This is a genomic window from Agrococcus sp. GW821-FHT14H11, assembly GCF_058803545.1.
Genome location: NZ_JBXAPA010000001.1, coordinates 241,727 through 258,724, shown reverse-complemented (window position 1 = coordinate 258,724; position 16,998 = coordinate 241,727). Strand labels below are relative to the sequence as shown.

Below are 16,998 nucleotides of genomic sequence, written 5' to 3'. Positions count from 1 at the left end.
GTGTGCGCACATGCGCGCCTTGCGCCATGCGCGAGGAGCGCACGGGCCGCACGTGGGCAGCGGGTCCGAACCCGCCAGCCCCCACGGCATATCCACCACCTGAAGAGGGCACGCGAGAGCGTGCACGGAGGATCACCGATGGAGCCGGCCCAGCCGGCGAACCACATCGAAACGCTGTCACCGTGCAGCAGGAAGAAGCAACGTGCCCACTATCCAGCAGCTGGTCCGCAAGGGTCGGTCGCCGAAGGTCTCGAAGACCAAGGCGCCGGCGCTGAAGGCGAACCCCCAGCAGCGCGGCGTCTGCACCCGCGTCTACACGACCACCCCCAAGAAGCCGAACTCGGCGCTCCGCAAGGTCGCCCGCGTGAAGCTCTCGAACGGCACCGAGGTCACCGCCTACATCCCCGGTGAGGGCCACAACCTCCAGGAGCACTCGATGGTGCTCGTCCGCGGCGGTCGTGTGAAGGACCTCCCCGGCGTGCGCTACAAGATCGTGCGCGGCGCGCTCGACACCCAGGCAGTGAAGAACCGCAAGCAGGCTCGCAGCCGCTACGGCGCGAAGATGGAGAAGAAGTAATGCCTCGCAAGGGTCCCGCCCCCAAGCGCCCGGTCGTTGCCGATCCCGTCTACGGCGCACCGATCGTCTCGCAGCTCGTCAACAAGATCCTCCTCGACGGCAAGAAGGGCCTCGCCGAGCGCATCGTCTACGGCGCGCTCGCCGGCGTCGGCACCAAGTCGGGCCAGGACGCGGTCGCAGTGCTCAAGAAGGCGCTCGACAACATCCGCCCGACCCTCGAGGTCAAGTCGCGCCGCGTCGGCGGCTCGACCTACCAGGTCCCCGTCGAGGTCAAGCCGCACCGCGCGAACACGCTCGCGCTGCGCTGGCTCGTCTCGTACGCCAAGGCTCGTCGCGAGAAGACGATGACCGAGCGCCTGCAGAACGAGATCCTCGACGCGTCCAACGGCCTCGGCGCCGCGGTGAAGCGTCGCGAGGACACGCACAAGATGGCCGAGTCGAACAAGGCCTTCGCGCACTACCGCTGGTGATCGCCTGCGGGGATCCCGGCCCACCGCCGGGGTCCCCGCACCGCGGCATCCCCCAACTCCCGCTCCATCCACTCATCGGAGGAACCCTGTGGCACAGGACGTGCTCACCGACCTGAACAAGGTCCGCAACATCGGCATCATGGCCCACATCGATGCCGGCAAGACCACGACGACCGAGCGCATCCTGTTCTACACGGGCGTCAACCACAAGATCGGCGAGACCCACGACGGCGCCTCGACCACCGACTGGATGGAGCAGGAGCAGGAGCGCGGCATCACGATCACGTCGGCCGCCGTGACCTGCTTCTGGGACAAGAACCAGATCAACATCATCGACACCCCCGGCCACGTCGACTTCACGGTCGAGGTCGAGCGCTCGCTCCGCGTGCTCGACGGCGCGGTCGCCGTCTTCGACGGCAAGGAGGGCGTCGAGCCCCAGTCCGAGACCGTCTGGCGCCAGGCCGACAAGTACGACGTCCCGCGCATCTGCTTCGTCAACAAGATGGACAAGATGGGCGCCGACTTCTACTTCACGGTCGACACCATCATCAACCGCCTCGGCGCTCGCCCGCTGGTCATCCAGCTGCCGATCGGCTCGGAGAGCGCCTTCGAGGGCATCGTCGACCTGGTCGAGATGAAGGCGAAGACCTGGCGCGGCGACGCCAAGGGCGACGTGAAGATGGGCGCCGAGTACGCCATCGAGGAGATCCCCGCCGATCTCGTCGAGAAGGCGCAGGAGTACCGCCAGGCGCTGCTCGAGACGGTCGCCGAGACCGACGACGCGCTCATGGAGAAGTACTTCGAGGGCGAGGAGCTGACGGTCGCCGAGATCAAGGCAGCCATCCGCAAGATGACGGTCGCCTCGGAGATCTACCCCGTGCTCTGCGGCTCGGCGTTCAAGAACCGCGGCGTGCAGCCGATGCTCGACGCGGTCGTGGACTACCTGCCGACGCCGCTCGACGTCCCGGCCATCCCCGGCCACGACGTGCGCGACGAAGAGGTCATCATCGAGCGCCACGCCGACCGCGACGAGCCGTTCGCGGCACTCGCGTTCAAGGTCGCCGTGCACCCGTTCTTCGGCCGCCTGACCTACGTGCGCGTCTACTCGGGCCACGTCGACTCCGGCGCCGCGGTGGCGAACTCCACCAAGGGCAAGAAGGAGCGCATCGGCAAGATCTTCCAGATGCACGCCAACAAGGAGATCCCGGTCGACTCGATGACCGCGGGCCACATCTACGCGGTGATCGGCCTCAAGGACACCACGACCGGCGACACGCTCTGCGACCCGGCCAACCAGGTCGTGCTCGAGTCGATGACGTTCCCCGAGCCCGTCATCGAGGTCGCGATCGAGCCGAAGACGAAGGCCGACCAGGAGAAGCTCTCCCTCGCCATCCAGAAGCTGGCCGAGGAGGACCCGACCTTCCGCACCGAGAACAACCCCGAGACCGGTCAGACGGTCATCAAGGGCATGGGCGAGCTGCACCTCGACATCCTCGTCGACCGCATGAAGCGCGAGTTCAAGGTCGAGGCCAACGTCGGCAAGCCCCAGGTCGCGTACCGCGAGACCATCAAGGGCACCGTCGACAAGTACGACTACACCCACAAGAAGCAGACGGGTGGCTCCGGCCAGTTCGCCAAGGTGCAGATCAAGCTCGAGCCGATGGACCTGGCCGGCGAGGAGACCTACGAGTTCGTGAACGCCGTCACCGGCGGTCGCGTGCCCCGTGAGTACATCCCCTCGGTCGACGCGGGCATGCAGGACGCGATGCAGGTCGGCGTGCTCGCCGGCTTCCCGACGGTCGGCGTCAAGGCGACGCTGCTCGATGGCGCGGCGCACGACGTCGACTCCTCGGAGATGGCGTTCAAGATCGCCGGCTCGATGGCCTACAAGGAGGCAGCGCGCAAGGCTCAGCCGGTGCTCCTCGAGCCGCTCATGGCGGTCGAGGTGCGCACGCCGGAGGAGTACATGGGCGACGTCATCGGCGACCTGAACTCGCGCCGCGGGCAGATCCAGTCGATGGAGGATGCCCAGGGCGTGAAGGTCGTCAAGGCCCTCGTGCCGCTGTCGGAGATGTTCGGCTACGTCGGCGACCTCCGGTCGAAGACCTCGGGCCGTGCCGTCTACTCGATGGAGTTCTCGACCTACGCCGAGGTCCCCAAGGCCGTCGCGGACGAGATCGTCCAGAAGAGCAAGGGCGAGTGACCCGCCGGGGCGGCGCGAGCCGCCCCGGCCCACCGCCGGCCCGCTCGGTTTCGCGTGGACCGGCGAGCCAAGTACCATATTCCAACACCACCCGAACGCCTGCCGCGGACGCGGCGGTGCACTCATGAGAACAGTCCTAGGAGGACACAGTGGCTAAGGCCAAGTTCGAGCGGACCAAGCCGCACGTCAACATCGGAACGATCGGTCACGTCGACCACGGCAAGACGACGCTGTCGGCGGCCATCTCGAAGGTCCTTGCAGACAAGTACCCGTCGGCGACCAACGTGCAGCGCGACTTCGCCTCGATCGACTCCGCTCCCGAGGAGCGCCAGCGCGGCATCACGATCAACATCTCGCACATCGAGTACGAGACGCCGAAGCGCCACTACGCGCACGTCGACGCGCCGGGTCACGCTGACTACATCAAGAACATGATCACGGGTGCTGCCCAGATGGACGGCGCGATCCTCGTGGTCGCCGCCACCGACGGCCCGATGGCGCAGACGCGCGAGCACGTGCTGCTCGCCAAGCAGGTCGGCGTGCCGTACCTGATGGTCGCGCTCAACAAGTCCGACATGGTCGACGACGAGGAGATCCTCGAGCTCGTCGAGCTGGAGGTCCGCGAGCTCCTCTCGAGCCAGGACTTCGACGGCGACAACGCCCCCGTCGTGCGCGTCTCGGCGCTCAAGGCGCTCGAGGGCGAGGAGAAGTGGGTCGACGCGATCCTCGAGCTCATGCAGGCCGCTGACGACAACATCCCGGACCCGGTCCGCGACCGCGACAAGCCGTTCCTCATGCCGATCGAGGACGTCTTCACCATCACCGGCCGTGGCACGGTCGTCACGGGTCGCGCCGAGCGCGGCACGCTCGCGATCAACTCCGAGGTCGAGATCGTCGGCATCCGCCCGACGCAGAAGACCACGGTCACGGGCATCGAGATGTTCCACAAGCAGCTCGACGAGGCATGGGCCGGCGAGAACTGCGGTCTGCTGCTCCGCGGCACCAAGCGCGAGGACGTCGAGCGCGGCCAGGTCGTCGTGAAGCCGGGCTCGGTCACGCCGCACACCAACTTCGAGGGCACGGCGTACATCCTGTCCAAGGACGAGGGCGGCCGCCACAACCCGTTCTTCACGAACTACCGCCCGCAGTTCTACTTCCGCACCACCGACGTCACCGGCGTCATCTCGCTGCCCGAGGGCACCGAGATGGTCATGCCCGGCGACACCACCGACATGACGGTCGAGCTGATCCAGCCGATCGCCATGGAGGAGGGCCTCGGCTTCGCCATCCGCGAGGGTGGCCGCACGGTCGGCGCCGGCACGGTCACGAAGATCGTCAAGTAGTCCACTCGGACCACAGCGAAGGGCCCCGCTCCGGCGGGGCCCTTCCGCGTGTCCGGGGGCGCGCGGCGACGCCTACGATGCGAGCATGCAGCAGGCCGACCACGACGCACTGACCGCGGCCCTCGCCGACTGGGCCGAGCGGGCCGACGGCGTGCTCGGGCTCGTGCTCCTCGGGAGCACCGCAGGCACGGCGCACCGCGCCGACGACTGGAGCGACCACGACTTCTTCGTGATCGCCGAGGCGGATGCCGCCCCGCGCCTGCGCGCGAGCACCGACTGGCTGCCCGTGCCACCAGCGCGGATCGTGCTGCACGAGCGCGACACGGAGCACGGCGCCTGGGTCGTGACCGAGGACGGGCATCTGCTGGAGTACGCGGTGTTCACGCCGGAGGAGCTGGCCGAGAGTCGCTCGGACGCGCACCGCGTCGCCGTCGACCGCCTCGGCGACCTCGCCGAGCGCATCCGCCCGACCCTCGCGCCGCCGGCCCGTGACCCGGGCACCGTGGCGACGGCGCTGCTGCGGTCGCTGCTCGTCGGCGGCGGCCGCGCCGCGCGCGGCGAGCGGCTCGTGGCGCGCCGGCACCTGCTCGAGGCGGCCGGCGGCGTGCTGGTGCTGGCGCGCCTCCTCGAGCCTGCGGCGTCGCCGGTGGCCGACGCGCAGGACCCGTGGCGGCGGGCCGAGCAGACGCATCCGGCGCTCGCCGCCGAGCTCGACGCGATCCTCGCCCGCTCCGACGCGCGGGCCGCCGGCGACCTCGCGGCGCTCGCCGAGCGGATCGCGGGGGCGTCGCCGTGGTGGCCCGCCGCGCTGTCGGCCGCGGTGCGCCGCCGGCTGGCAGGCGGCCGCGAGGTCGAGCAGCCCGGACGCGCGTAGCCTGGGCGCATGGCAGAGCCGAAGACGCAGCCGACCGACGCCTCCGTCGAGGCGTTCCTCGATGCCGCGCAGCCCGCCCGGCGCGTCGAGGAGGGGCACCGGCTCGACCGCATCATGCGCGAGGAGACCGGCGCCGAGCCCGTGCTCTGGGGGCCGTCGATGGTGGGCTACGGCAGCTACCACGACGTCTCGCCGTCGCGCACCTCGCGGACGGAGGGCGAGTGGCCGAAGGTCGCCTTCTCGCCGCGGAAGGGCGCGCTGTCGCTCTACGGGCTCAAGGACCTGCCCGAGGGCGCGGCGCTCCTGCCCGAGCTCGGCGCGTACACCGAGGGCGCGGGCTGCGTCTACGTCAAGCGCCTCGAGCTCGTCGACGAGGGCGTGCTGCGCCGGCTCATCCGCATCGCCTGGAGCCGTGACGACGACGGGCGCGCCGATGGCTGAGGCGGCCGGGCTCACCGGCGCCGTGCTGCTGCTCGTCGGCGCCGCCTTCAGCGTCGTCGTGTGGCCGGCCTTCCTGCGCCGCGTCGCGCGCGACGAGCGGGCGAGGGATGCGCAGGGCCGGCCGACGCGGTTCCTCACCGTGCACGTGACGCTCGTCGCGATCGCGCTCGTGCTCGCGATCGCCCAGGCGGTCGCCGGCATCTGGTGGCTGCTCGCGCGCTGACGGGCCCGCGTCGATGCCGCTCCCAGGCTCCGGTGCTCTACTGGCTGCGCCGGCGCACCGGCGTCGGCCAGGAACGAGAGGTGCGAGCATGGCAGACAGCGACATCCGCGACGGCGGCGACCAGCCGCTCGACGACGAGCAGCCCCTCCCCACCGGCGGTGAGCCGCCGGCGCCGGCGCCGAACGCCGATCGCGACGGGCAGGCCGACTTCGCGGCCGAGGCGACCGGTGAGCGCTACGAGCGCGTCGTGCAGGAGGGCCTCGACCGCATCGACGAGCACCGCGAGCGCATCGCCGAGCTCGAGGCCGAGCAGCCCGGCGGCAGCCCCGAGGAGCCGGGCGAGCCGCTGCAGCCTGGGCCTGGCGCACCCGAGGCCCCCGGCGCGCCCGGCACTCCCGATGTGCCGGGAGCCCCCGCTGGCCCGGGTGGCCCGGACGCCCCCGTGCCGGGAGCGCCCGGCGCGCCCGAGGCGCCGCAGGGACCCGGCACGCTCGACCCGACCGCGCCCGTGGGCGACCCGGCCGGCGATGCGAGCGCGCTCGACGACACCGACCGCGCGCAGCCCTGAGCCGCGCGCCCAGCAGAGGAGGGCCAGATGGTGCAGCACGAGGAGGACGAGGAGCCGCGCCGCGACGAGGACGCCCCGGAGCTCGCGGTCGACGCCGATGCGCCGGCCGACGTCCCCGGCGACATGTCGGGCAGGTCGTTCGACGAGCTCGCGGATCGCGCACGGGCGGCGATCGAGCGGGAGCACCTCGCCGACCACGCCGATCTCGAGCCGGACGACGCATCCCTCACCGCGCAGGCGCAGGCGTCGCCGCCGCGACCGGATGCCGACGACCGGCCCGTCTGAGGCGGCGGTCGCGGGTCGACGGCGCGGCGGCTCTGTGACGCCCCGCGACGCCGCGTGACGCCGTGCGACGCGGCGGGCTTCCGCGCCCGCCGCGTCGCTCCCTAGCGTGTGGATCCCCGACCCGAGGAGATCCGCATGAGCATCACCACCGCATCCGCCGCCCCCGTCACCGACGCCGACCGCGAGGAGCGCCTCGACCAGGCTGAGCGCGCCTGGGGCGAGCGGCTCGCCGCCGACGTCGCGAACGCCCGGCTCGTCTTCCGCGCCGACGGCGATGCCCAGGGCGCGGTCGCGACCCGCATCCGCGCCGGCCGGCACGAGTGGCTCATCGACGAGCCGGCCGGCCTCGCGGGCGACGACGCCGGCGCGAGCCCCGTCGAGGCGGCGCTCGGCGCGCTGCTCGCGTGCCAGACCGTCGTCTACCGCCTGTACGCCAAGCGGCTCGGGCTGACGATCGACCGGCTCGAGCTGCGCGCGGAGGGCGACCTCGACGTGCGCGGCCTGTTCGGCGCCGACGACGTGCGCCCCGGGTTCGCCGGCGTGCGGGTGGTCGTCGACATCGACGGCCCCCACGAGCGCGCCCGCTTCGAGGAGCTGCGCCGGCTCGTCGACGCGCACTGCCCCGTGCACGACCTCTTCTCGAACCCGACGCCGGTCGAGACCCGCCTGGCCTGACGGCTCAGCCGCCGCCGAGCCTGCGCGTCAGCTCGTCGGCGGCCGCGGCGCTCGCGCCGCCGAGCGCCGCCCACGCGGCATCGTCGGCGTCGACCAGCCGGAACGTGAGCCCCACCGACGCCGCGGGGTAGCCCGCGGCGTCGCGGGCGGCGGCCGCGACCGAGCCGTAGGCTGCGTCGACCTCGCCGTCCTCGGTCGCCCAGCCGCGCCGCCGCACCCCGGCGAGCAGCGCGGTGAGGGCGGCCCGCGTCGCCGGCCGCTCGCCGGCCAGGTCGCGGTCGTGCGGCAGCAGCGCCCGCACCTGGTCGTCGCCGAGCGCCGCGAGCATCGCGCGGCCGGTCGCCGTGCGCACCGCGGGCAGCCGCACGCCCACGCGCGAGACCGTCACGGGGGAGCGGCGCCCCTCGCCGCGCCCGGCGTAGGCGACGTCGCTGCCGGCGAGCACCGCGAGGTGGCTCGTCGCGGGGATCGGCGATCGCGCGACGAGCCGGTCGAGGATCGGCTGCGCGAGCCGCTCGAGCCGGGTCGCGGCCGCGACGCGCGAGCCGATCTGCTGCACCCGCGCGCTCGGACCCCACGCGCCGAGCTCCGGGTAGTGCACGAGGAAGCCCTCGTCGCGCATGACCTGGAGCAGCTGGTAGGCGCTCGAGCGCGGCAGGCCGAGCTCGCGCGCGATGGTCGCGGCCCGCACGGGCCCCGCCTGCTCGGCGAGCAGCGACAGCACGCGCAGGGCGCTCCTGGCCGCCGGCATCCGCGGCATCCCCATCGGCACCCTCCGGTCCTCCCGCGGCGGCCACGGCCGCCGATCGCCCCAGTGTAGGCGCGCGTCCGAGATCTCAGACACGTACCGGCGGGAGGCGGATGCGCGCACCCGGCCGGGGCGCTGGAATGGCGGCATGGCAGTGGTCATCGGAGACGCCCCCCTCACCCGGCACCAGGTGGTGCAGGTCGCCCGCTTCGACGCGCGGGTCGAGCTGAGCCCCGCGGCGCTCGAGCGCATCGACGCGGCCCGCGTCGTCATCGACGCGCTCGCGGCCGACGATCGGCCGCACTACGGCATCTCGACCGGCTTCGGCGCGCTCGCGAACACCGCCATCGCGCCCGCCGATCGCACGCGCCTGCAGCAGTCGCTCATCCGCTCGCACGCCGCCTCGAGCGGCGAGGCGGTCGAGCGCGAGGTCGTGCGCGGCCTCATGCTGCTGCGCCTCCAGACGCTCGCGACCGGGCGCACCGGCGTGCGCCGCGCCACCGCCGAGCTCTACGCCGCGATGCTCAACGCCGGCATCACCCCCGTGGTCGGCGAGTACGGGTCGCTCGGCTGCTCGGGCGACCTCGCGCCGCTGTCGCACGTGGCGCTCGCGGCGATGGGCGAGGGCGTCGTCGAGGTGAGCGGGCCGGGGCAGCTCGACGGCGAGGTGATGGATGCGTCGGCCGCGCTCGAGCGCGCCGGCCTCGCGCCCGTCGTGCTCGCCGAGAAGGAGGGCCTCGCGCTCGTCAACGGCACCGACGGCATGCTCGCGATGCTCTGCCTCGCCCTCGCCGACCTCGACAAGCTGCTCGCGACCGCCGACCTCGCCGCCGCGATGAGCGTCGAGGGGCTGCTCGGCACCGATGCGCCGTTCGCCGCCGACCTCATGGCGCTGCGCCCGCACCCGGGCCAGGCGGCGAGCGCCGCGACCATCGCGGCGCTCCTCGAGGACAGCCCGATCGTCGCGAGCCACAAGGGGCCCGAGGACACCCGCGTGCAGGACGCCTACTCGCTGCGCTGCGCCCCGCAGGTGCACGGCACCGCCCGCGACACGGCGGCGCACGCCGCGCGCGTGGCCGAGGTCGAGCTCGCGAGCGCGATCGACAACCCCGTGGTGCTGCCCGACGGCCGGGTCGTCTCGAACGGCAACTTCCACGGCGCGCCGGTCGCGGCCGTGCTCGACTTCCTCGCCATCTCGATCGCCGACGTCGCGTCGATGAGCGAGCGCCGCTCCGACCGCTTCCTCGACCCCGCGCGCTCCTGGGGCCTCCCGCCGTTCCTCGCCGACGACCCGGGCGTCGACTCGGGCCTGATGATCGCCCAGTACACGCAGGCGGGGATCGTCTCCGAGCTGAAGCGCCTCGCGGTGCCCGCCTCGGTCGACTCGATCCCGTCGAGCGCGATGCAGGAGGACCACGTGTCGATGGGCTGGGGCGCCGCACGCAAGCTGCGCCGCGCCGTCGACGGCCTCGGCCGGGTGCTCGCGATCGAGGTGATGACCGCCGCGCGCGGCATCGAGCTGCGCGCCGAGCTGCCGGGGGAGCGCACAGGCCGCGTGATCGCAGGGCTGCGGCGCCTCGTGCCGGGCATCGGGCCCGACCGGTTCCTCGCCCGCGACATCGAGGCATCCGTCGCCTTCGTGGTCGGCGGTGGCGCGCTCATCGAGGCCGGCTTGGTCGAGGGCGGCGAGGCGTGGACGGCGGATGCCGCCGAGGCGTTCCAGGTGGGGATCGATCGAGAGGGAGGCGCATGATGCGCGGAGCACGACCGGTGCGCGCGGCGCGCGGCAGCGAGCTGACGGCGAAGGGCTGGCAGCAGGAGGCGGCGCTGCGCATGCTCATGAACAACCTCGACCCGGAGGTCGCCGAGCACCCCGACGAGCTCGTCGTCTACGGCGGCACGGGCCGGGCGGCGCGCGACTGGGCGAGCTACGACGCCATCGTGCGCGAGCTCGAGGCGCTCGAGGACGACGAGACGCTGCTCGTGCAGTCGGGCCGGCCGGTCGGCGTCATGCGCACCCACGCGTGGGCGCCGCGCGTGCTGATCGCGAACTCCAACCTCGTCGGCGACTGGGCGTCGTGGCCCGAGTTCCGCCGCCTCGAGGCCGCGGGGCTCACGATGTACGGCCAGATGACCGCCGGCAGCTGGATCTACATCGGCACCCAGGGCATCCTGCAGGGCACCTACGAGACGTTCGGCGCGGTCGCGGCGAAGCTCGGCCGCGAGAGCCTCGCCGGCACGATCACCCTCACCGCGGGCCTCGGGGGCATGGGCGGCGCGCAGCCGCTCGCCGTCACGATGAACGACGGCGTCGCGATCTGCGTCGAGGTCGACCCGAGCCGCATCCGCCGCCGCATCGAGCACCGCTACCTCGACGTGGAGGCGAGGACGACAGCGGATGCGCTCGCGCGCGCCGTCGAGGCGAGGGACGCCGGGCGGGCGCTCTCGATCGGCCTCTGCGCGAACGCCGCCGACGTGGTGCCGGAGCTGCTGCGGATGGGCGCGCCGATCGACGTCGTCACCGACCAGACGAGCGCGCACGACCCGCTCGCCTACCTGCCGAGCGGCGTCGCGTTCGACGACTGGGAGGCGGAGCGCACGCGCGACCCGGAGGGCTTCACCGAGCGCGCCCGCGCCTCGATGGCGCGGCACGTCGAGGCGATGGTGGGCTTCCAGGCCGCGGGCGCCGAGGTCTTCGACTACGGCAACTCGATCCGCGCCGAGGCGAGGCTCGGCGGCTTCGAGGACGCCTTCGCGTTCCCCGGCTTCGTGCCCGCGTACATCCGCCCGCTCTTCTGCGAGGGGAAGGGGCCGTTCCGCTGGGCGGCGCTCTCGGGCGACCCGGAGGACATCCGGCGCACCGACGAGGCGATCCTCGAGCTGTTCCCCGAGAACCGCCGCCTCGAGCGCTGGATCCGCATGGCGCAGGAGCGCGTGCACTTCCAGGGCCTGCCGGCGCGCATCTGCTGGCTCGGCGCGGGGGAGCGGCACCTCGCGGGCCTGCGCTTCAACGAGATGGTCGCGAGCGGCGAGCTCTCGGCGCCGATCGTGATCGGCCGCGACCACCTCGACGCGGGCTCGGTCGCGAGCCCGTACCGCGAGACCGAGGCGATGCGCGACGGCTCCGACGCGATCGCCGACTGGCCGCTGCTGAACGCGCTCGTCGCGACGGCCTCAGGCGCGAGCTGGGTGTCGATCCACCACGGCGGCGGCGTCGGCATCGGCCGCTCGATCCACGCCGGGCAGGTGACGGTCGCCGACGGCACGGCGCTCGCGGCCGAGAAGCTCGAGCGGGTGCTCACGAATGACCCGGCCATGGGCGTCATCCGGCACGTCGACGCCGGCTACGACGAGGCGATCGGCTTCGCCGAGGCGCACGGCGTGCCGATCCCGATGCGGCGCGGCTGATGTCGACCCTCGTCACGGGCATCGGCGAGCTCACCACGAACGACGACGAGCTCGGCCGGATGCGCGACGCGGCCGTCGTGCTCGAGGGCGGGCTCGTGGCGTGGGTCGGCGAGGCCGCCGCCGCGCCCGCCGCCGACGCGCGCGTCGACGTCGCCGGCCGCGCCGTGCTGCCGGGGTGGGTCGACAGCCACACGCACCTCGTGTTCGCGGGCGACCGCACCGCCGAGTTCGAGGCGCGCATGGCGGGGGAGCCCTACGCGGCAGGCGGCATCGGCGTCACCGTGGCCGCGACGCGGGCAGCCTCCGACGCCGAGCTCGCCGCGAACCTCGACCGGCTCGCCGACGAGGCGCTCCGCGGCGGCACGACGGCGCTCGAGGTGAAGACGGGCTACGGCCTCACGGTCGCCGACGAGCTGCGCTCGGCGCGCATCGCCGCCGCCCGAGCGGACGCGGTCACCTTCCTCGGCGCGCACCTCGTGCCGGAGGGCTCGGATGCGGAGGGCTACGTCGACCTCGTCGCGGGCGACATGCTCGAGGCCGTCGCGCCGCACGTCGACGCGGTCGACGTCTTCTGCGAGCGCGGCGCCTTCGACGAGCAGCAGTCGCGGCGCGTGCTGGAGGCCGCGCGGGCGCGCGGGCTCGCCCTGCGCGTGCACGGCAACCAGCTCGGGCCCGGTCCCGGCGCGCGGCTCGCGGTCGAGCTCGGCGCGCTGAGCGTCGACCACGTCGCCTTCCTCGACGACGACGAGGTGGCGATGCTCGCCGACAGCTGGCACGGCGGCCGCGGCACGGTGGCCACGGTGCTGCCCGCGTGCGACCTCTCGACCCGCATGCCGCTCGCGCCCGCCCGCCGGCTGCTCGACGCCGGCGCCGTCGTGGCGATCGCGAGCAACTGCAACCCGGGCACGAGCTACACGACGTCGATGGCGTACTGCGTCGCGACGGCGGTGCTGCAGATGGGCCTCACCGTCGAGGAGGCGGTGCGCGCGGCCACCCTCGGCGGTGCGGCGGCCCTCGACCGCGACGCGCCCCGCACGGGCCGCGACGGCCGGCCGCTCGCGCCCCTCGGGCGCATCCGCCCCGGTGCCCGCGCCGACCTGCAGGTGCTCGACGCGCCCTCGATCACCCACCTCGCCTACCGCCCGGGCGTGCCGCTCGTGCACGCCGTCTGGCGCGCGGGCGACCTCGTCGTGGAGCCTCCCCGGCTGCCGTAGCGACGCACAGGCGCCGCCACTACGCTCGCCGCATGACGGTGACGCTGAGGGGCCTGTCCACTGCCGTGCCGCCCACGCGGCTCGTCCAGACCGAGGTGGCGGAGGTGTTCGGCGCGCAGCCGGGCCTGTCGAGGCTCGGCCAGCGCATCGTCTCGACCTCGTTCGGCGTCTCGGGCATCGACCACCGCTACACGGTCGTCGACGAGCTGACGCTCTCGGGCGACGGGCCCGAGGAGCCCGCGTTCTTCGACCGCAGCACCGGCCTCCTGCTCGACCCCGGCACGCGGCTGCGCAACGACCGCTACGCCGAGCACGCGAGCCGCCTCTACGTCGAGGCGGGCGGCGCGGCGCTCGCGGCGGTGCCCGACCTCGAGGCCGCCGACGTCACGCACGTCATCACCGTCTCGTGCACCGGCTTCTACGCGCCGGGGCCGGACTTCGTGCTCGCGCGCGACCTGGGCCTGCCGGCGGGCGTGCAGCGCTACCACCTGGGCTTCATGGGCTGCTACGCGGCGATGCCGGCGCTGCGGCTCGCGGCGCAGCTGTGCGAGGCCGCCGCGTCGGCGGTCGTGCTCGTCGTGAGCGTCGAGCTCTGCACGCTGCACCTGCGCACCTCCAACGACCCCGACACGATCGTCGCGACGTCGCTCTTCGGCGACGGCGCGGGCGCGGGCGTCGTGACAGCGCGGCCCACGGCCGAGGGCGAGCGCGCGCTGCGGCTCGACGCGTTCGCGACCCGCACGACGCCGCAGGGCGAGGGCGACATGGCCTGGCGGATCGGCGACCACGGCTTCGAGATGGTGCTCTCGAACGCGGTGCCGTCGCTCATCGGCGAGCACATCGTCGGCGCGATCGAGCCGCTGCTGTCGCAGGAGGAGGCGCTCGGCGCCGCGCTCGGCGAGGGCCGCGCGGGCGACGCGGTCGAGCACTGGGCCATCCACCCCGGCGGGCGCAGCATCCTCGACAAGGTCGAGTCGACGCTGCGGCTGTCCGAGGCGCAGCTCGTGCCGGCGCGCGAGACCCTGCGCGACTTCGGCAACATGTCGAGCGCCACCGTGCTGTTCGTGCTCGACCGGATCCTGCGCTCGGACGCCGCCGACGGCGAGCGCGTCGCGGCGATGGCGTTCGGCCCCGGCCTCACGGTCGAGTCGGCGCTGCTCACCGTCCAGGGATGAGCGTGCCGCGCTGGGCGCTGCGCGATCGCGACCCGGATGCGCGCGAGGCGATGGACGACCCGGGCTGCGACCCAGAGGTGCTCGCGCGCACCTACGCGAGGTTCGACCTCGTCAACGCGGCGGTGTCGGGCCGCGGGGCGCTCTACCGCCGCTGGATCCGGCCGCGGCTGCGCGCAGGACGGCACGTGCGGCTCCTCGACGTCGGCACGGGCGGCGCCGACCTGCCGCGCCGGCTGCTGCGCTGGGCGGCGCGCGACGGCGGCGGGCTGCGGGTGGTGGCGATCGATCCGGATGCGCGCGCGATGGCCTACGCGCGCGGGCTGGACCCCGTGCCCGGTCTCGAGCTGCGCCAGGCGACGACGGGCGACCTGGTCGCCAAGGGCGAGCGCTTCGACGTCGTCGTGTCGAACCACGTGCTGCACCACCTGTCGCCCGCCGAGCTCGGCGCGGTGCTCGCCGACTCCGAGCGGCTGACGGCGCCGGGCGGCGTCGCCGTCCACGGCGACATCGCCCGCTCGCCGCTCGCGTACGCGGCCTTCGCCGCCGCCACCTGGCCGCTGCAGCCGACGCTCCTGCGCGGCACGTTCATCCGCCCCGACGGCCTCGCCTCGATCCGCCGCAGCAGCACGCCCGCCGAGCTCGCGGCCGCGGCGCCGCCCGGGTGGAGCGTGCGGCGCGGCCTGCCGTCGCGGCTCGAGCTCGTGCGGGAGGCCCCGTGAGCGCCCGCCACGACGTCGCGGTCGTCGGAGCGGGCGCCGTCGGCCTGCACCTCGCGTGCCTCCTGGCGCAGCGGGGGCTCGACGTCGTCGTGCTCGAGCGGCGCACCGAGCCGTCGGCGGCGTCGCGCGCGTTCGGCATCCACCCGCCGGGGCTCGCGGCCCTCGACGCGGCGGGCGTCGGCGACGTCGTGCGCGCGGAGTCGGCCGCCATCACCGCGGGCGCGGCGCTCCGCGGCGGGCGGGAGCTCGCGCGGCTGCGCTTCGACGAGGCGCCGATCCGCGCGCTGCCGCAGCACCGCACCGAGGCGCTGCTGCGCGAGCGGCTCGCGGCGCTCGCGCCCGAGGCGCTGCGCACCGGCGCGCGCGTGGTGGCGCTGACGCAGCGGGCGGACGCCGTCGGGCTCGGGATCGAGGGGAGCGCCCCGGTCGAGGCGCGCTGGGCGGTGGGCGCCGATGGCGTGCGCAGCGGGGTGCGGGCGATGCTCGGCGTGCGCTGGCGGCTCCGCCACGGCTGGGGCGCGTACGCGATGGTCGACGTCGACGAGCCGGAGGGCGCCGGCGCTCGCCCGGATGCGCAGCACGGCGAGGCGCACCTGCACCTCGAGCCGGGCGGCATCGTCGAGTCGTTCCCGCTCCCGGGCGGCCGGCGGCGCTGGGTGGTGCGGCTGCGGGAGCCGGAGCCCGGCATCGGCCTCGCTCGGTTCCAGCGCCTCCTCGACGAGCGGCTCGTCGACCCGCCGCGGCTGCCCGCAGGCGCGGAGCCGAGCGCGTTCGTGGCGCGCCAGCACCTCGCGGAGCGCGCGGCGGTCGGGCGCGCGGCGCTCGTCGGCGACGCGGCGCACGAGGTGAGCCCGATCGGCGGCCAGGGCATGAGCCTCGGCTGGCTCGACGCGCTGGCCCTCGACGCGGCGCTCGCCCGGGCGCTCGCCGACGAGCGGCGCGGCGCCGAGGCCCTCGCGGCCTACGCCCTCGCGCGCGGCGAGGCGGCGAAGCGCGCGATGCGCCGCGCCGCCTGGAACATGGCGATGGGCTCGCCCGCGGACGGCACGGAGCTCGCGGCGCGCATGCTGCTCGTGCGGGCGCTCGCGCTGCCGCCTGGGCGGGCAGCCGTGGCGCGCGCGTTCACGATGCGGGGGCTCTGAGCGCCAGGCCCGCGAGCGCCTCGAGGATCCCGAGCGCCACGAGCCGCACGGTGCGCCCGTCGGGGGCGTCGGCGGATGCGTCGACCTCGGTGAAGTCGATCGACGTCACCTCGGGCGCGGCCGCGAGGGCGCGCACGAGCTGCCGCAGCTGCCAGGCGCTGAGCCCCCCGGGGGTGGAGGCGGGGCAGCCGGGCGCGACGGCGCGGTCGCAGGCGTCGACGTCGACGTCGACGTGCACCGGCCCGCCCGCGGCCGCGGCGATCGCGACGGCGCGAGCGGCGATCTCGTGCATCGGCGCCGCCTCGCACGCGTCACGGGGGATCACCGTGATGCCCGCCGCCTCGGCCCGCTCGGCGTAGGCCGCGGAGTTTGCGAAGTCCTGGATCCCGATCTGCACGACCCGGCGCCCGTCGAGGCCCGCCTCGAGCAGCCGGCGCACGGGAGAGCCGTTGCTGCGGCCGTCGCGCAGGTCGTGGTGCGCGTCGATCGTGATGAGGCCGGCGGAGCCGACGGATGCGCCCCAGGCGCCGAGGGCGGCGGGCACGGTCGCGGCGTTGTCGCCGCCGATCGCGAGCACGAGCCGCGCGCGGGCCGCGGCCCCCGCGACGAGCGCCGCAGCGCCTGCCTCGTCGCCGTCGGGGTCGGCCGCGTCGCCGGCGTCGGCGATCCGCAGCCCCGCGAGCGGCGCCGCCGCGGCGTGCGGCGAGTAGCGGCGCAGCGCCTCGCGCACCGCGGGCGGCGTCGAGTGCGCGGCGGTGGGGCTCAGCGACGTCGCGTGGGTGCCGAGCCCGACGAGCACCGCGTCGACGGCCCCCTCGGCCTCGGCGAGCTGCGGCCATCCGCCCGCGCGGGGCCAGCTGGGATCGTGGGGGAGCGCCATGCCGCGAGCGTAGCGATCGGGCCGGAGCACTGGCGCGATCGCCGCGGGTGTGG

Annotated in this window: 18 protein-coding genes; 16 read left to right on the top strand and 2 right to left on the bottom strand. The window is 74.5% G+C overall.

All coding sequences use genetic code 11. From position 1 onward, the window contains the following. Window positions 1–202 precede the first annotated feature (202 nt). From rpsL to AC1RNL_RS01305, 10 genes are all read left to right on the top strand, one after another. Complete coding sequence (gene rpsL, locus AC1RNL_RS01350) at window positions 203–577, top strand: 30S ribosomal protein S12 (protein WP_021010916.1); 375 nt, start codon at window positions 203–205, stop codon at window positions 575–577. Then, on the top strand, window positions 577–1,047 hold the full coding sequence (gene rpsG, locus AC1RNL_RS01345; protein WP_128189940.1) for a 30S ribosomal protein S7: 471 nt from the start codon (window positions 577–579) through the stop codon (window positions 1,045–1,047). The genes rpsL and rpsG overlap by 1 nt, the downstream gene beginning before the upstream one ends. An 88-nt stretch (window positions 1,048–1,135) precedes the next feature. After that, window positions 1,136–3,250 carry an elongation factor G gene (fusA, locus tag AC1RNL_RS01340; protein ID WP_128189941.1) on the top strand — a complete coding sequence of 705 codons (2,115 nt, stop codon included), beginning with the start codon at window positions 1,136–1,138 and terminating at the stop codon, window positions 3,248–3,250. 149 nt (window positions 3,251–3,399) lie between these two features. Then, complete coding sequence (gene tuf / locus AC1RNL_RS01335) at window positions 3,400–4,593, top strand: elongation factor Tu (protein ID WP_146355695.1); 1,194 nt, start codon at window positions 3,400–3,402, stop codon at window positions 4,591–4,593. Window positions 4,594–4,678: 85 nt separating this feature from the next. Next, window positions 4,679–5,467 carry a hypothetical protein gene (locus AC1RNL_RS01330; protein WP_492934206.1) on the top strand — a complete coding sequence of 263 codons (789 nt, stop codon included), beginning with the start codon at window positions 4,679–4,681 and terminating at the stop codon, window positions 5,465–5,467. A gap of 9 nt (window positions 5,468–5,476) precedes the next feature. Next, on the top strand, window positions 5,477–5,908 hold the full coding sequence (locus tag AC1RNL_RS01325; RefSeq protein WP_492934205.1) for a DUF1801 domain-containing protein: 432 nt from the start codon (window positions 5,477–5,479) through the stop codon (window positions 5,906–5,908). Beyond that, a complete protein-coding gene (locus AC1RNL_RS01320; protein WP_128190720.1) occupies window positions 5,901–6,131 on the top strand; it encodes an SCO4848 family membrane protein in 231 nt (76 codons plus the stop codon). Before AC1RNL_RS01325 ends, AC1RNL_RS01320 begins: the two co-directional genes overlap by 8 nt. 88 nt (window positions 6,132–6,219) lie before the next feature. Continuing rightward, window positions 6,220–6,699 (top strand): hypothetical protein, encoded by a 480-nt coding sequence (locus tag AC1RNL_RS01315; protein WP_492934204.1) that lies wholly within the window; start codon window positions 6,220–6,222, stop codon window positions 6,697–6,699. Window positions 6,700–6,726: 27 nt separating this feature from the next. Beyond that, entirely contained in the window at window positions 6,727–6,984 is a 258-nt protein-coding gene (locus tag AC1RNL_RS01310) for a hypothetical protein (protein ID WP_128190763.1), read from the top strand. Window positions 6,985–7,119: 135 nt separating this feature from the next. Then, window positions 7,120–7,659: an OsmC family protein gene (locus AC1RNL_RS01305; protein WP_246993364.1), complete on the top strand. Its 540-nt coding sequence runs from the start codon at window positions 7,120–7,122 to the stop codon at window positions 7,657–7,659. A gap of 4 nt (window positions 7,660–7,663) precedes the next feature. On the opposite strand, the gene AC1RNL_RS01300 is transcribed toward AC1RNL_RS01305, so the two are convergent. Beyond that, complete coding sequence (locus AC1RNL_RS01300) at window positions 7,664–8,410, bottom strand: IclR family transcriptional regulator (RefSeq protein ID WP_364195080.1); 747 nt, start codon at window positions 8,408–8,410, stop codon at window positions 7,664–7,666. 145 nt (window positions 8,411–8,555) lie between these two features. On the opposite strand from AC1RNL_RS01300, the gene hutH reads away from it, so the two are divergent. The 6 genes from hutH to AC1RNL_RS01270 are packed head-to-tail and all read left to right on the top strand — an operon-like array spanning window position 8,556 to window position 16,065. Next, the gene (gene hutH / locus AC1RNL_RS01295; RefSeq protein WP_492934203.1) at window positions 8,556–10,160 is read left to right on the top strand and encodes a histidine ammonia-lyase; all 1,605 of its coding nucleotides are present in this window, start codon (window positions 8,556–8,558) and stop codon (window positions 10,158–10,160) included. After that, window positions 10,160–11,815, top strand: coding sequence for a urocanate hydratase (hutU, locus tag AC1RNL_RS01290; protein ID WP_310123918.1), 1,656 nt, complete (start codon window positions 10,160–10,162; stop codon window positions 11,813–11,815). Before hutH ends, hutU begins: the two co-directional genes overlap by 1 nt. Beyond that, window positions 11,815–13,029: an imidazolonepropionase gene (hutI, locus tag AC1RNL_RS01285; RefSeq protein ID WP_310122250.1), complete on the top strand. Its 1,215-nt coding sequence runs from the start codon at window positions 11,815–11,817 to the stop codon at window positions 13,027–13,029. The genes hutU and hutI overlap by 1 nt, the downstream gene beginning before the upstream one ends. Window positions 13,030–13,061: 32 nt before the next feature. After that, window positions 13,062–14,204: a type III polyketide synthase gene (locus AC1RNL_RS01280; protein WP_246990342.1), complete on the top strand. Its 1,143-nt coding sequence runs from the start codon at window positions 13,062–13,064 to the stop codon at window positions 14,202–14,204. Further along, window positions 14,201–14,923, top strand: a complete 723-nt coding sequence (locus AC1RNL_RS01275; RefSeq protein ID WP_492934202.1) for a methyltransferase domain-containing protein — start codon at window positions 14,201–14,203, stop codon at window positions 14,921–14,923. Before AC1RNL_RS01280 ends, AC1RNL_RS01275 begins: the two co-directional genes overlap by 4 nt. Then, on the top strand, window positions 14,920–16,065 hold the full coding sequence (locus tag AC1RNL_RS01270; RefSeq protein WP_492934201.1) for an FAD-dependent oxidoreductase: 1,146 nt from the start codon (window positions 14,920–14,922) through the stop codon (window positions 16,063–16,065). Before AC1RNL_RS01275 ends, AC1RNL_RS01270 begins: the two co-directional genes overlap by 4 nt. On the opposite strand, the gene AC1RNL_RS01265 is transcribed toward AC1RNL_RS01270, so the two are convergent. Then, window positions 16,046–16,945 (bottom strand): arginase family protein, encoded by a 900-nt coding sequence (locus AC1RNL_RS01265; protein ID WP_128189852.1) that lies wholly within the window; start codon window positions 16,943–16,945, stop codon window positions 16,046–16,048. The genes AC1RNL_RS01270 and AC1RNL_RS01265 overlap by 20 nt on opposite strands. Window positions 16,946–16,998: the final 53 nt, after the last annotated feature.

Coding starts and splice junctions, on each gene's coding strand:
- AC1RNL_RS01280 (WP_246990342.1), top strand. CDS start 13,062: ATGACGGTGACGCTGAGGGGCCTGTCCACTGCCGTGCCGCCCACGCGG.
- hutI (WP_310122250.1), top strand. CDS start 11,815: ATGTCGACCCTCGTCACGGGCATCGGCGAGCTCACCACGAACGACGAC.
- hutH (WP_492934203.1), top strand. CDS start 8,556: ATGGCAGTGGTCATCGGAGACGCCCCCCTCACCCGGCACCAGGTGGTG.
- AC1RNL_RS01305 (WP_246993364.1), top strand. CDS start 7,120: ATGAGCATCACCACCGCATCCGCCGCCCCCGTCACCGACGCCGACCGC.
- AC1RNL_RS01320 (WP_128190720.1), top strand. CDS start 5,901: ATGGCTGAGGCGGCCGGGCTCACCGGCGCCGTGCTGCTGCTCGTCGGC.
- AC1RNL_RS01300 (WP_364195080.1), bottom strand. CDS start 8,410: ATGCCGGCGGCCAGGAGCGCCCTGCGCGTGCTGTCGCTGCTCGCCGAG.
- rpsG (WP_128189940.1), top strand. CDS start 577: ATGCCTCGCAAGGGTCCCGCCCCCAAGCGCCCGGTCGTTGCCGATCCC.
- AC1RNL_RS01330 (WP_492934206.1), top strand. CDS start 4,679: ATGCAGCAGGCCGACCACGACGCACTGACCGCGGCCCTCGCCGACTGG.
- AC1RNL_RS01310 (WP_128190763.1), top strand. CDS start 6,727: ATGGTGCAGCACGAGGAGGACGAGGAGCCGCGCCGCGACGAGGACGCC.
- AC1RNL_RS01325 (WP_492934205.1), top strand. CDS start 5,477: ATGGCAGAGCCGAAGACGCAGCCGACCGACGCCTCCGTCGAGGCGTTC.
- AC1RNL_RS01275 (WP_492934202.1), top strand. CDS start 14,201: ATGAGCGTGCCGCGCTGGGCGCTGCGCGATCGCGACCCGGATGCGCGC.
- AC1RNL_RS01315 (WP_492934204.1), top strand. CDS start 6,220: ATGGCAGACAGCGACATCCGCGACGGCGGCGACCAGCCGCTCGACGAC.
- AC1RNL_RS01265 (WP_128189852.1), bottom strand. CDS start 16,945: ATGGCGCTCCCCCACGATCCCAGCTGGCCCCGCGCGGGCGGATGGCCG.
- hutU (WP_310123918.1), top strand. CDS start 10,160: ATGCGCGGAGCACGACCGGTGCGCGCGGCGCGCGGCAGCGAGCTGACG.